The organism is Methylobacterium currus (assembly GCF_003058325.1).
Classification (GTDB): Bacteria; Pseudomonadota; Alphaproteobacteria; order Rhizobiales; family Beijerinckiaceae; genus Methylobacterium; species Methylobacterium currus.
The window spans coordinates 164454-177652 of record NZ_CP028843.1 but is presented as its reverse complement, the minus strand read 5'-3'; the positions used below and the strand labels follow the sequence as shown (position 1 = coordinate 177652).

Below are 13199 nucleotides of genomic sequence, written 5' to 3'. Positions count from 1 at the left end.
CGGGCCGCCCGATAACCCGGGCGACCGGAGGATATCCCCGACATGGCCCTCACCGTCGCGGTCCAGATGGACCCGATCCAGGCGATCCGCATCGCCGGCGACACCACCTTCGCGCTGCTGCTGGAAGCCCAGAGCCGCGGCCACACGCTCCTGCACTACACCCCCGACCGGCTCTCGATGCGCGACGGGCGCGTCACCGCCCGGGTCGAGCCCCTGCGGGTGCAGGATGTCGAGGGCGACCACGCGGCCTTGGGCGCCCAGGAGCGGATCGACCTCGCCGAGGTCGACGTGGTGCTGATGCGCCAGGACCCGCCCTTCGACCTCGCCTACATCACGGCGACGCACATGCTGGAGCGGATCCACCCGCAGACGCTGGTGGTGAACAACCCGTTCGAGGTGCGCAACGCCCCCGAGAAGCTGTTCGTCACCGCCTATCCGGAGCTGATGCCCCCGACCCTGATCACCCGCGACAAGCGCGAGATCGAGGAGTTCCGGGCCGAGCATGGTGCCGTGGTGATGAAGCCGCTCCACGGCCATGGCGGCGCGGCGGTGCTGCGGGTGCTGCCCGAAGACCCGAATTTCGGCTCGATGTTCGACCTGTTCTCGGTCACCTTCCGCGAGCCCTGGGTGGTGCAGCGCTTCCTGCCGCGGATCACGGAGGGCGACAAGCGCATCATCCTGGTCGACGGCGAGCCCCTCGGCGCCGTCAACCGGGTGCCGGCCGCCAACGACATCCGCTCCAACATGGTGCGGGGCGGCACCGGCGGCGCGACGGCCCTCACCCCGCGCGAGCAGGAGATCTGCGCGGCGATCGGCCCGGAATTGCGCCGCCGCGGCCTGATCCTGGTCGGCATCGACGTGATCGACGGCAACCTGACCGAGATCAACGTCACCTCGCCGACCGGCATCCGGGCGATCAAGCGCCTCGGCGGCCCCGACCTCGCGGTTCCGGTCTGGGACGCGATCGAGGCCAAGGTGACCAGGCCGCAGAGTGCCTGATGCGGGACAAGGGGGAGGGCGCTCTCAGCCCGCATCCTCCCCCAGCGTGTCCTCGATGTAGAGCCGGTCGAGCAGCACCTTGGCGACCGCCATCAGGGGCAGGGCCAGGGCCACGCCCCAGAGGCCGAACAGCACGCCGAGCAGGATCTGCCCGGCGAACAGGGTGGCGGGCGGGATGTCGAGCGCCCGCTTCTGCACGAAGGGCGTCAGCACGTAGCTCTCGAGGGTCTGCACCAGCAGGTAGACGCACAGCCCCGCTATCACCCCCTTCAGCCCCGAGGCGAGGGAGGCCAGCACGATGACGATGCCGGCGACCAGCGCCCCGATGGTCGGGATGAAGCAGAGCAGGCCCGCCTGGAGCCCCAGCACCAGGGCCCCGTCGATGCCGACCAGGGTCAGCCCGAGCCAGACGCAGACGAAGATCGCCGCCATGACGATGAGCTGGCCGAACAGCCAGTGGCGCAAGGTGATGCCGATATCGTCGGCGACGGAGGCCGCATGGGTGCGGTGGCGCGAGGGCACGAAGCGCAGGAGGCCGTCGCGGTAGGTCCGGGGATCGGCCGCCACGAACAGGCCGAGCACCACCACGATGAACAGGTTGCCGATGGCGCCGAACACCGCCAGCACCACCGTCGAGGCCTGGCCGAGCACGCTGCCGGCGCCCGAGAGCAGGGTGCCGGGGCTCGGCAGGCCGCTGGGGCCCTTCGAGCGCCCTTCCTCCGGATGGCCGTCCTGCGCCGCGGCATCCTTGAGCTTGCCGAAATCGAGGAAGCGGGTGTCGATCCCGCGGGCGTCGAGCCAGGACTTCACCGTGCCGGATTGCTGCTGCAAGGTCTGCCCCAGGCGCTGTGCCTGGCCCGCCACGGTCGCGCCGCCGAGCCCGACCATGCCGAGCACCAGGAGCGTGAGCAGCACGCTCACGATCGCGAGCCGCGCCCCGTGCCCGAGCGGGAGGACGCGGCCGAGGTAATGGGTCAGCCCCTCGAGGAAGACCGCGAACAGGATGCCGGCGAAGATCAGCAGCAGCGTGTCGGCCGAGTGCCAGGCCAGCAGCAGGGCGGCGGTGAACGACACCACCCCGATCCCGGCCAGCACGAGGGAGCGGGTGCTCACCCTGGCCGGGCGGGCTGGCTCCTGGCGAGCGACGTTCTGAGGTGGAAAAACGGCCATGTCCGGTGCACTCTCTCCGCCGGCGGCGCCGAGGCCGCCGTGAAGGACAGATAGCCGCGAGCGGCCGTTCGGCGACCGGGCTTCCGCGCTTGCACTCGCCGGACGTGATCGTCCGGCAGCCGTCTCATACCCTCGCGCCTTCGCATCGATGCGCACGCGTCCGGCGCATCAGCGCCGGCGCCCGTTCGGGCTTGGCCAGCGCCTTCGGACGAGGCCGTTCGAAGGCGCGGCGGTATCACCCCTCCTCGCGCCGGCGCCGCACGCTGGCGAGCACGGCGGGATGCGCGGAGGTCTTCCAGGGTTCCAATCCCTCCGGCGCAACCGCCACGAAGGGCTTGGGCAGGGCCAGGACCGGGGCCGAGCGCCGGGGCTTCCACTCCTTCACCTCGACGACCTCGATGATCGGCTCGGGCGGCGGGCGGATCGTCCGGCGCACCGGCGGCGGCGCGCGGCGCCGGCCCATGATGCGCAGCAGCGCCCAGCCGATGAGGCCGGCCCAGGCGATGAGCACCCCCCCGGGCGTCGGCCGCTCGGAGAGGAGAAGAGTGACGAGTCCGACCAGGGCGCAGGCCACCGCGAGGCTGCGTGCGCTCAATGGGTCGAACGGCAGGGGGTCGGGATGTCTGTGATTGCGGAGCATGGCCACGATCCTGCCGCAGGCCGGTCAGCGCTTCGTCAGTTCGATCGCTCCAATTCTCGGTAATCCCCGCTTCACACGGATTTGCCGGCCCGGATGACGGGTTTCGAGACTGGCCGGACGTGTTTGTCGTCAGGCCTGACGGTCGCCACCGTCATGTCGCGGTGCCGGGGCGCAGATACGCGAACATGTGAGCGACGTAGTCGGCTTTCCCCAGTTCGACGCCTTGCGCGCGCAGGATCGCGTAGGCGGCCATGACGTGAAAATAGAACTGCGGCAGCGCCCAATCGCGCGTGTATTGCGCGGCGGTGAGATCGAACACCATGCCCTGCGGCAGAGCATGCGCGATCGGCGTCGCCGGGTCGACCGCGGGCCCATCCGCTGCCGAGGCCCGTACCAGCGCCACCGTCTCGGCGATCCTCGCCTGCGCATCCGCGATCGATCCGGGCCGGTCGGCCGCGTTCCGGCCTTCATCGATCAGGGTTGCCACCGAGGGCGGCAGTGGCTCCCCGCGCAACCGGAACACGCCTTCCTGAGCCTGCACGCAGGCGAAACGGACCTGGGCGGAGAGCGGGAACATGTCGGGGGCCAGGCGCGCGGTGAGAAGCGCCTCGGCCCCGCCGCCCGGCCGCTGCCGCTCGGCCTTGCCGAGCCAGGCCGACAACGCCTCCAGCATCTGCACATAGGTCGGTATGAGGACGTCCGGCAGGGTCATGGCTGTCTCCTCGACGGTCAGTGGCCCTGCCGTCCCTACCGACCCGTCGGGCGCCACGCAATCCAATGCCGATATGTTCTGACAGAAATCCTTGCCATGTCAGGTGATGTGCTGATTTCGATTTTTATCGTATCAAAACATCATGTGCCTTGTTCTTATGTTCGTGGCGCCAAGAGGCGGCAGGCTGGTGGAACGATCTTCTGGAAGGGTGAGGTCACCACCGCGCTGCCGCGGCCGCGTCGTGCTCCGTCGCCTCGACCCAGCCGCCGAGGGTGCCGTCGGCGCGGTGCTCGCGCTTCCAGAACGGGGCACGGGTCTTGAGGTAGTCCATCAGGAAGCTCGCGGCCTCGAAGGCGGCGCTCCGGTGGGCGGAGGCCGCGAGCACCAGCACGATGCCCTCGCCCGGGCGGATCAGGCCGTGGCGGTGGATCGCGACGGCGCCTTGCAGCGGCCAGCGCGTCACGGCCTCGTCGAGCACGCGGCCGATCTCGGCCTCGGCCATGCCGGGATAGTGCTCGAGCTCGAGGGCGGCCAGCTGCCCGTCCTCGTCGCGGCACAGGCCGGTGAAGCTCACGATGGCGCCCGCCCGCCCGCCCAGCTCCGCCGTGAGGGCGGCGATCTCCGCCGCGACGTCGAAGGGCTCGGGCTGGATCGAGAGGCGAGGGGTCATGGCGGGTCCCAGCGGTGAGGAGGGCGGCGTTCTAGCACGAACGGTCGCGGCCCAAAGACCCCGGGGCTGGCGGCGGCGGCGGAACGGCGTCAATGTCGGGGGCAGAGGGACCGGCCGCGCGGCCGTCCGGACGGAGGAACGCCCCGTGACCCCTGACCTCCTCCTCCCCTTCGACGACACCGAGCCCACCTTCGCGGCCCGGCCGGTCTGGTGCGGCCGCGGAAGCGCGGTGATCGGGCGGGCGAGCCTCGGGGCGCAAGGCTGGCTCGGCGACGAGTCGGTGATCCGCGCCGACGGGCACGACGTGATCGTCGGCGACCGGTTCTGGCTCGGCGCCCGCTCGACCCTGCACATCGCGGCCGAGATGTATCCGTGCATCGTCGGCGACCGGGTCACGGTCGGCCGCGACGCGGTGATCCATGCCTGCACGGTGGGCGACGATGGTGTGATCGAGGATGCCTGCGTGGTCCTCGACGGGTCTCTGATCGAGGACGGGGTGCTTCTGGAGGCCGGCAGCACGGTGTTTCCGCGCACCACCCTGCCGGCGGGCTTCGTCTGCGCCGGCAGTCCGGCCCGGCCCCTGCGCCCCCTCGCGCCGGGGGAACTGGCCGAGCGGGCCGAGCGCCTGCGCGAGGCGGCCGCGAGCGAGCCGGCCCCGAATCCGGGGGATGCGTTCGCGCCCGATCCGGCGGTATTCGTCGCCCGCACCGCCCGGCTGCACGGCCGGGTCGCCCTCGCGCCGGGCGCGAGCGTGTTCTTCTCCTGCATCCTCGAGGCGACGTCGAGCCCGATCGTGGTCGGGCCCAACGTGAACGTGCAGGACAATTGCGCGCTTCATGCCCGGGCCGAGGGCCTGGTGATCGAGCGCGACACCACGCTCGGCCACAACGTGACCGCCGGCGACGGGCGCATCGGCTCGGGCTGCCTCATCGGCATGGGCGCCCGCCTCAGCCCCGGCACGGTGGTGGAGGCCGACGTGCTGCTCGCCGCCGGCAGCACTACCGATCCGGGGCAGGTGCTCGATTCGGGCTGGCTCTGGGGCGGACGCCCGGCCCGCGCCCTGTCGCGCCTCGATGCGAATCGCCGCGCCATGATGGCCCGCACCGTCGCGAGCTATGCGGCCTATGGCCGGGCCTATCGCAAGCTCCAGGAGCGCGTGCCCTGAGAGATCTCAGGCTCTCTGAGAGATGCGGGGCTGAGCAGACTGGCGTTGGCAGGCCAACGCTTCGTCCGCTTGAGTTCTTGTTGTGCCGCGGATTCTTGTCGCAAAACCGGCAATCATACCATCGCGCTTTCGCATGACGTGCCGACGCGAAAGCGCCAGGCGCATCAGCGCCGGCACCCGTTCGGGCTTAGCCGCGCCTTCGAACGAGCCGTTCGAAGGCGCGGCGGCACCGCCTTTGCGAAATCTGCTTAGAGCCCCGCCACCGCTCGTCCGGTTCCGGCGCGGCGGGCCGCCTCCGCCACGTCGAGGAGATGGGCGAGCTCGGCCGCCGCCGCCGCGACCCGCTCGGCGACGCGCTCGTCGGTGACGATTCCGTCCTCGATCTCCGTCTCGCCGGCATAGACCGCGGTCGGCGCCACGTGGGCGGTGAAGAAGCCGAAGAGCGGGCGCAGCTGGTGCTCGACCATCAGGGCGTGGCGCGGGCCGCCGCCGGTCGCGGTGAGGGCCACCGGCTTGCCGGCGAGGGCGGCCGGTTCGAGGAAGTCGATCACATGCTTGAACAGGCCCGAATAGGAGCCGTTATGCACCGGCGAGCCGACGATCAGCCCGTCCGCGCCCTCCATCGCCTCGATCATGTGGGCGATCGGCAGGGGCAGGCCCTGCCGGGTGGTGGCGCCGAGCCCGGTGCCGACCTCGGCGAGGTCGTAGACCTTCAGGTCGATCGGACGGCGGCGGCCGAGCTCGGCCGCGACGGCTTCCACCAGCGCGCGGGTCCGGGAGGGGCGGCGGACGTTGCCCGAGAAGGCGACGATGCGGGCTGGTCTCACGGCGGGCTCCGGTTGGCTGGCGGCGACGGGGATGCTGGAACGGTCTCGCGGCCTCGCGTCGGCCCCGAATGTGCCGGGCGCGCGCGACAGGTCAATGCGAAACCGGTGCCAGGGCTCCCCGTCCCTTAACGGGACGCAGCGTCCCACGTCTCCAGAAGATGGGGCAGGGCGGTGAATTCGTCGAAGACGCGAAGGGCCCCTGCGGCCAAAAGGTCGGCCCCGGCCCGGTCATGCGCCCAGTGGCCGCCGCCGCAGAAGCCGAGGACCGGCATCCCGGCGGCCCGCGCCGCAGTGACGCCCGGCACGCTGTCCTCGATCACCACGCAGGCCTCCGGCGCCACGCCCATCTCGCTCGCGGCGTAGAGGAACAGGTCCGGGAAGGGCTTGCCCCGCGCCACCATGGCGGCGCTGAAGACGTGGCCGTCGAAATGCTCCAGCAAGCCGGTGAGCGCGAGCGCGTGGCGCAGGCGCTGGGGATCGCTGCTCGAGGCGACGCATCGCCGCTTGCGCATCGCCTCCAGCACCGCGCCGGCGCCGGTGATCGCCGTCAGCTCGGCGTCGAAGGCCCGCAGGGTCTCGGCCCGCACCGCGTCGACGAAGCCCTCGGGGGCCGGCACGCCGTAATCGGTGGCGATATGCGCCATGATCGAGGTCATGCTGGTGCCGGTGAAGCGCCGCGCCACCGTGTCGAGGTCGATCGGCACGCCGATGCGCTGCAAGTTCTCGGTCAGGCGCGCGAGGCTGATCGGCTCGCTGTCCACCAGGACACCGTCGCAATCGAAGATCACCAGCTCCGGCCCTGCACCCGTCCTGCCGTTCATGCCGCTCCCCTCGCTGTCGGTCGGGAGCGCCGTGGCATGCGGGGCGAGCCGGGATCAACCCGCCACGGTGCCGCGCTCGCGATGGCGCTCGCGGCCTGCAAATCCTTGCGCCCGCAAGGGCCTGTCTCTACTCAAGGTGCCGCGCGTCCGGGGGGGGCGCGGTCCGGAGCCCTGGATGATCCGCTTCCTGTGTCGCTGCCTCGGCCTGCTGCTTCTCGCCGCCGGCTTCGTCGGGATCGTCTATGACGGCGCCCGCTCGATCGCCAACAATGCGGTGCTCGTCACCTCGGTCAGCGACGTCGCCGTGGCGCTCATGAAGGACCGGGCCGCGAGCCTGCAGGCGATGGCCGAGGGCGGGCAGCCGACGCTGTGGAAGCTCCTCGGCCTCCCTTTCACCCTCTCGCCGGCGGCCCCGATCGCCCTGGTCCTCGGCCTCGTCCTGCTCTGGCTCGGCCAGCCGCCGCGGACGGGCATCGGCACGAGCTTCCGCCCGTGAGGTCCCGCCCGTGAGGTCCCGTCGATGAGTGCCGGACGTCCCGCCGGCGAGTGCCCGCGGCTTCTTCTTTCCATGAGCATGCCCGACGATGCGGCCTGATGCGATGGGGCGGACCGCACTCGCGGTCCTGCCCGGCCTCACCCTCTGCGTCGCCGTCACGGCGGCGGCGAGCCTGGTCCAGGCGGCGGAGGAGCGCCTCGTCCACCACCCCTATGTCGAGGCGCTGGTGATCGCGATCCTTGCCGGCATCGCGATCCGCTCGGTCTGGGAGCCGGGGCCGCGCTGGCGCATCGGCATCGCCTTCAGCGCCAAGCAGCTCCTCGAGGTCGCCGTGATGCTGCTCGGCGCCTCGATCAGCCTTGGCGCCCTGGTCGCCTCGGGGCCGGCGCTGCTGACCGGCATCGTCGCCACCGTGGTGATCGCGCTCGTCGCCAGCTACCTGATCGGCCGCCTGCTCGGGCTGCCGGCCCGGATGTCGATCCTGATCGCCTGCGGCAATGCCATCTGCGGCAACTCGGCCATCGCGGCGGTCGCCCCGGTGATCGGGGCGAGCGGCGACGACGTCGCCTCCTCGATCGCCTTCACGGCGATCCTCGGCGTGCTGGTGGTGCTGGGCCTGCCGCTCCTCATCCCGCTCCTCGGCACCACCCCGACCGAGTACGGGGTGCTGGCCGGCCTCACGGTCTACGCGGTGCCGCAGGTGCTGGCCGCCACCGTGCCGGTGAGCCTCGTCAGCACCCAGGTCGGGACGCTGGTCAAGCTCGTGCGGGTGCTGATGCTCGGGCCCGTCGTCCTCGGCCTGTCGCTCCTCGCCTCGCGCCTGCGCGACGAGCCCGGCACCCCGGCCGGCGCGCGGAGAAAGCTCGGCTTCTTCAAGCTGGTGCCGTGGTTCATCCTCGGCTTCCTGAGCCTCGCCACCGCCCGGTCGCTGGGCCTCGTGCCCGACGCGGCGCTGGCGCCCCTCACCCGCACCGCCGGCATCCTGACGGTCATCGCCATGGCGGCCCTCGGGCTCGGCGTCGACGTGCGGGTGGTGGCGCGGGTCGGTGGCCGGGTGACGCTCGCGGTCACCGCCTCCCTGGGCGTCCTGCTCGTCGTCAGCATCGCGCTGGTGCGGGGCCTGGGGATTTCCTGATCGTGCTCAGCTCCTGAGCGACGCCGTCCCGGATTTCGGCCCGACCCCGTCCGGGACCGGCACCGAGGTCGCGCCGTAATTCGCGTTGAGGGTGAGGTTCGGACCTTCGTAGAGGTTGATCTGCTTCGCGACGATCACCGTATAGGCCGACTGATCGGCGACCGGCCGGCTGCTGTCGATGATCAGCCGCCCCGCCGGCAGGTAGATCGTCCCCAGCATCGTGCGGGCGTTGTTGCTGATGATGCGGTACTCCCGCATCGGCTTGGTGCCGCCCGGCGGCGGCGGGGGCGGCGGCGTGACGTAGATGTCGATCGGCACCGGGATCGGGTTCGCCACGGTGCGCTCCTCCGCCATCAGCAGGCCGGCCATGAGACCGCCAGTCGGCGCGGTGAGGCTGATGGTGGTGTCCTTGTCGAACAGCATCCCGCCCTTGCTGCCGGTGAAGTAGAAGCCGACCCCCTGGCCCGACATGCTGGCTTTCTTGTCGACGATCAGCGGGCCGTCCTTCATGACGTAGGTACCGGGGCGCAAGGTGACGATGGCGGTCTCCGTGATATGCAGGCCGCCGCAATAGGTGCCGGGATCGAGGGTGATGGTCGCCGTCACCACGTTGTGGCGCCGGGACCGCGACTTCGCGGCGGGATCGGCATACGGGCTCAGCACCGTGCAGGCGAAGTCCGGCGTCGGCAGGGGACGGTCCTTGAGCGGATCGCCGAGGGACGGGCAGTCGGTGATCGGCGTCGGCGTGAACAGGGCCTTGGATCCGTCGAAGCCGCCCGCCGAGCAGATCGACATGGCCCGGGCCGTCGCGCTGTCCTTGCCCTGGATGCCGCTCGGGCTCACGGAGTTCGAATATAGCGAGCATCCGTCGGCGGTGATCTTCGCGTTCTTCTCCATGTCGAACGCCCCCTTGGCCGAGGGGTCGAGGGCGAGCAGGCACAGGCGGACCGAGCCGACGAGCTGAGCCTTCGCGCGGACGATCAGGGTGGTGGAGGGCAGGCTGAGCAGCTTGCCCATGAGCGAGGGCACCGTCTCCTCGATCACCGTCGCCACGGAGCTGCGGCTGTCGCCGATCTCGGCCGCGATGCTGCTGCGGCGGTCGGCAGGGGTGCGGGCCTGCGCCTGGATCGCCTGCCGGGTGATGCTCGCCACCGAGGCATCGTCGGCATTGGCGAGCTTGAGCATGTTGGCGCCGGCGAGCACCCCCGCATCGGCGGCGCTCTGCAACTGGGCCTTGCGGTAGAGCAGCCGGCTGTACTCGACGCCGGCGCTCACCGCGGCCAGCAGGACCGGCAGGATGACCGCGAAGGCGACCATGACGGCGCCGCTGCGATCCCGCGCGAAGAACCGGAGCAGACGGGCGCCGCGCCTCCCGCGGTCATGGGCATGGTCTCCAGAAAGTGGGTTCGTCAAGGAAGCCGCACCGCCGTTGAGCCTTGGTGGAGAGGGCAGGCCTCCTGCGCAGGCTCCGCCGGGTTGCGAGGTCGACCACGCACAGGCACCGCGCCGTAGGCTGCGGTCTGATCTAACAACGGCGATCTGAGGGAGAAAAATTCTAACGAATGGTGAAAACGGCAGGTCTGGCGCGTCGTTGTGCCAGCATTCGAGGTTGCCGTTACGGTTCAGCCCGTCCGGGATCGGTGGCCGTGACGGCGATGACGCGGGGGGCGGCCGCGGATGTGATCGCCGGCGGCGCGATCGGTCTCAGGCCAGGACGGCGACGGCGGTCTCGATCGGCAGGAACAGCGTGCGGCTGTCTTCCGGGTCATCGGTGAGTTCTGCGCAGCGCCGGGAGAAGCGCTTGGCTCCGTCATCCGTCGCGTGAATCACGACAGCGGCGATGCCGATGCGGCGTGAGGCGACGGCGATCCGGTGCGAAGCATCGCAGAGGAGATCCGCTCCGAGCCCTTGCCGGCAGAGACATCGTCGTGTTGGTCGCGAAGGGCGTGCACATCGCGCAGCCGCGCGGTGGATGCCTCGGACGACCGGGCGGCGCTGCGACGAGTCTGGTGCGGACCCGTCGCGGGATGCGCCGGGTCAGGTCGGCGGCACGGAAGTCCGGCGCTCGATGGCGGCGGAGGGCTTCGACGAAGCAGGCTTGTCGGTCGGGGGGGCCTTGGCGGAGGACGGTTTCGGCTCGGCCCTCAGTGCCGGCTTCTCGGCCGCAGGTTCCTTGACGTCGGCGGGCTTGGTGCCGGCAGCCTTGGCGGTGGTGGACTTGGCGGCGGTGGACTTGGTGGTCGAAGACTTGGTGGTCGAAGACTTGGCCGCGACGGGCTGGGTGGTGACGGGCTGGGTGGTGACGGGCTTGGCCGCGGCGGGCTTGGCCGGCTCCGGCTTGGGAAGCGCCCCGGTCACCGCGACGTCGGCCGGCTTGGCCGGGTCCTTGGCCGGGTCCTTGCCCGGGTCCTTGCCGGTGTCGAGGCCGTAGACGTCGTCGCGAAAATGCACCCGGCCGTCGGGGGTGGCGTAGCCAGTGAGATAGACGAAGGTCACAGGGATAGGCTTGGCCAGCTTGATGTCGCGGCGCTCGCCGGTGGCGATGCCGGTCTCGATCTCCATCGGTCCCCAGGTCGAGCCGGGGCCGTTCGGGCCCGGCGTGCCGTCGAGCAGCCACCCGACCAGCGCCTTCACGTCCGCGACGCGCACGCAGCCCGAGGAGTGGAAGCGCACGTCGCGGGAAAACAGCGACTTCGAGGGCGTGTCGTGCATGTAGACCGCGTGCCGGTTCGGCATGTCGATCCGCACCTGGCCGAGCGAGTTGTCGAAGCCCGGATCCTGGCGCAGGGTGTAGTTCACCGCCCGCTCGGTCGACCAGTCGACGGCGGTCGGCTGCACCTCCTGGCCCTGGCCGTCGAGCATGCGGATATGCATCTTGGCAAGATAGCCCGGATCCTTGCGCATGTGCGGGATGATGTCCTTCTTGATGAGGGACACCGGCACGGTCCAGGTCGGGTTGAAGTTGATGTTGGTGATCCTGGTCTCGACCGACGGCGAGGCGCGCTCCGGCTTGCCCACCACCGCGACGTAGCGGCGCGCCACGCTGCCGTGATCCACCGCCTCGACCGCGGCCGACGGGATGTTGACCACGACGTAGCGGTCGCCGAACGGGAAGCTCGACCCGATCAGCCGGTTGGCGGAAGCCGCGAGCTGGCGCTGGCGCACGCTCGCCGGCACGTTGAGGGCGGCCACGGTCTGGCGGCCGAGGAGCCCCGTCTCCGGCAGGTTGTGCCGGGCCTGGAAGCGCTTGAGCGCCGTGACGAGGCCGGGATCGAGGGCGTCGCTTTCCGGGCCGCCCGGGGCCAGATCCTCGGTCAGCACGAGGTGACGGCGCAAGCCCGGGATCGCCGGGTTGCGCTCGCCGGGCTTCACCGTGAGGTCGGCCGGCAGGGACGGCCAGCCGCCGGCCTCGACCAGGGCCTGGTAGCGCTCGGCCGCCCGCAGGGTGTCGAGGAAGGTCGCCGGCGTCAGGGTCGGGGTGGTGTCCTGCGACATCCGCGCCACCACCAGCGGCGGCAATTCGCGCGAGATTTTCTTGGGAGCAGGCTTCCCGTCGTTGGGAGATGCCTTGCCGTCGGCGGGCTTCGCCTCGGCCGGCCGGGTCTCACCGACCTTCGGGGCCGCCCCGGGCTTGATCGGGCCGACCGGCAGCGGCGCCGCGCCGCCCGGCACGGGAGAGGGTTCGGTCGTCACCTCGCGCCGGGCGGGCTCGATCGGCGCCGGCGGAACGGGCGCGGCGGGCGCCTGAGCCTGGGCGGGCTGAATCTGTGAGGGCAGGGCCTGAGGGATCGGGGCGGGCGGCACCGGGGCCGCGGGCTCGGTCGCGGCAGCCAGGCCGGTGCCGAGCACCCAGGCGAGGGCTGCCGCCGAGGGCAGGTACGGAAACGCAACACGCAACACCATCACCGGCCTCGGGCAAGGACGCCCCCCAGGATGGTCATGCGAGGGTTACCAAAAGCCTGCCGACCTGACTCAAGGGCTGCCGAGCGCCCCCCGCGCCGCGGCCAGGATCTCGTCGGACAAGGCGGGATCGTCCACCGCCCGGGCGAGCATCAGGGCGCCGACGAGGCCCGAGATCGCCGCGAGGGCCGCCGCCCGATCGCCCTCGGGCTGGGCCTCCTGCATCCGGGCGACCCGAGCCTCCAGTCCCTCCGTGAAGGCGCGCCGCACGGGGGCCGGCTGGCGCGCCGCCTCGCTGCCCAGGGCCGCCAGCGCGCAGCCGCTGCCCGGCCGGTCGCGATGGGCCGCCGACAGGTAGGCGGCGACGAAACCCGCGAGGTCCGGCGCCGTCCCGGGCTCCCGCGGCGCCGGGGTCAGCGCCTGGGCCAGGGCCTGGGCGGCGAGGTCCTCCTTCGAGGCGAAATGGCCGTAGAAGCCGCCATGGGTCAGCCCGGCCTCCTCCATCACCTCCGCCACCGTCACGGCGGAGAACCCCTTCTCGCGGAAGAGGCGGCCGGCCGCCTCGAGGATCCGGCGCCGGTTCTCCCGGACCTGCTCGCGCGTCACTCGCATCCGACGCTCCGCTCCCGTTGACATTAATGAGGACGACGATCATCAGTATGGT

General features: G+C 71.3%; 14 protein-coding genes. 4 read left to right on the top strand and 10 right to left on the bottom strand.

The features are described from left to right. Positions 1-42 precede the first annotated feature (42 nt). Positions 43-999 carry a glutathione synthase gene (gshB, locus tag DA075_RS00840; RefSeq protein ID WP_099951583.1) on the top strand — a complete coding sequence of 319 codons (957 nt, stop codon included), beginning with the start codon at positions 43-45 and terminating at the stop codon, positions 997-999. Between the two features lie 24 nt (positions 1000-1023). Here the strand turns inward: gshB and DA075_RS00835 are convergent, their stop codons facing one another. From DA075_RS00835 to DA075_RS00820, 4 genes are all read right to left on the bottom strand, one after another. Continuing rightward, positions 1024-2112 carry an AI-2E family transporter gene (locus DA075_RS00835; RefSeq protein ID WP_232386655.1) on the bottom strand — a complete coding sequence of 363 codons (1089 nt, stop codon included), beginning with the start codon at positions 2110-2112 and terminating at the stop codon, positions 1024-1026. A 292-nt stretch (positions 2113-2404) separates the two neighbouring features. Further along, positions 2405-2809: a hypothetical protein gene (locus DA075_RS00830; protein WP_099951581.1), complete on the bottom strand. Its 405-nt coding sequence runs from the start codon at positions 2807-2809 to the stop codon at positions 2405-2407. Positions 2810-2960: 151 nt separating this feature from the next. After that, positions 2961-3521 carry a DUF1993 domain-containing protein gene (locus DA075_RS00825; RefSeq protein WP_099951580.1) on the bottom strand — a complete coding sequence of 187 codons (561 nt, stop codon included), beginning with the start codon at positions 3519-3521 and terminating at the stop codon, positions 2961-2963. A gap of 214 nt (positions 3522-3735) precedes the next feature. Beyond that, positions 3736-4191 (bottom strand): molybdenum cofactor biosynthesis protein MoaE, encoded by a 456-nt coding sequence (locus DA075_RS00820; RefSeq protein ID WP_099951579.1) that lies wholly within the window; start codon positions 4189-4191, stop codon positions 3736-3738. A gap of 145 nt (positions 4192-4336) precedes the next feature. Here DA075_RS00820 and DA075_RS00815 point away from each other — a divergent pair, with 145 nt between their 5' ends. After that, on the top strand, positions 4337-5356 hold the full coding sequence (locus DA075_RS00815; RefSeq protein ID WP_099951578.1) for a gamma carbonic anhydrase family protein: 1020 nt from the start codon (positions 4337-4339) through the stop codon (positions 5354-5356). Between the two features lie 248 nt (positions 5357-5604). On the opposite strand, the gene msuE is transcribed toward DA075_RS00815, so the two are convergent. Next, positions 5605-6183, bottom strand: coding sequence for an FMN reductase (msuE, locus tag DA075_RS00810; protein WP_099951577.1), 579 nt, complete (start codon positions 6181-6183; stop codon positions 5605-5607). 125 nt (positions 6184-6308) lie between these two features. Further along, positions 6309-7004 (bottom strand): HAD family hydrolase, encoded by a 696-nt coding sequence (locus DA075_RS00805; protein ID WP_099951576.1) that lies wholly within the window; start codon positions 7002-7004, stop codon positions 6309-6311. A 175-nt stretch (positions 7005-7179) separates the two neighbouring features. Here DA075_RS00805 and DA075_RS00800 point away from each other — a divergent pair, with 175 nt between their 5' ends. Both DA075_RS00800 and DA075_RS00795 read left to right on the top strand, forming a co-directional pair. Beyond that, on the top strand, positions 7180-7500 hold the full coding sequence (locus tag DA075_RS00800) for a PetM family of cytochrome b6f complex subunit 7 (RefSeq protein WP_099951575.1): 321 nt from the start codon (positions 7180-7182) through the stop codon (positions 7498-7500). A gap of 88 nt (positions 7501-7588) precedes the next feature. Further along, positions 7589-8635, top strand: a complete 1047-nt coding sequence (locus DA075_RS00795; protein WP_099951574.1) for a YeiH family protein — start codon at positions 7589-7591, stop codon at positions 8633-8635. A gap of 6 nt (positions 8636-8641) precedes the next feature. On the opposite strand, the gene DA075_RS00790 is transcribed toward DA075_RS00795, so the two are convergent. From DA075_RS00790 to DA075_RS00775, 4 genes are all read right to left on the bottom strand, one after another. Further along, the gene (locus DA075_RS00790; protein ID WP_099951573.1) at positions 8642-9952 is read right to left on the bottom strand and encodes a TadE/TadG family type IV pilus assembly protein; all 1311 of its coding nucleotides are present in this window, start codon (positions 9950-9952) and stop codon (positions 8642-8644) included. Positions 9953-10339: 387 nt separating this feature from the next. Then, complete coding sequence (locus DA075_RS38080; RefSeq protein WP_269153902.1) at positions 10340-10465, bottom strand: hypothetical protein; 126 nt, start codon at positions 10463-10465, stop codon at positions 10340-10342. A gap of 207 nt (positions 10466-10672) precedes the next feature. Next, entirely contained in the window at positions 10673-12538 is a 1866-nt protein-coding gene (locus DA075_RS00780; protein ID WP_099951572.1) for a L,D-transpeptidase family protein, read from the bottom strand. Between the two features lie 69 nt (positions 12539-12607). Continuing rightward, the gene (locus DA075_RS00775; RefSeq protein WP_099951571.1) at positions 12608-13147 is read right to left on the bottom strand and encodes a TetR family transcriptional regulator; all 540 of its coding nucleotides are present in this window, start codon (positions 13145-13147) and stop codon (positions 12608-12610) included. Between the last annotated feature and the right edge of the window lie 52 nt (positions 13148-13199).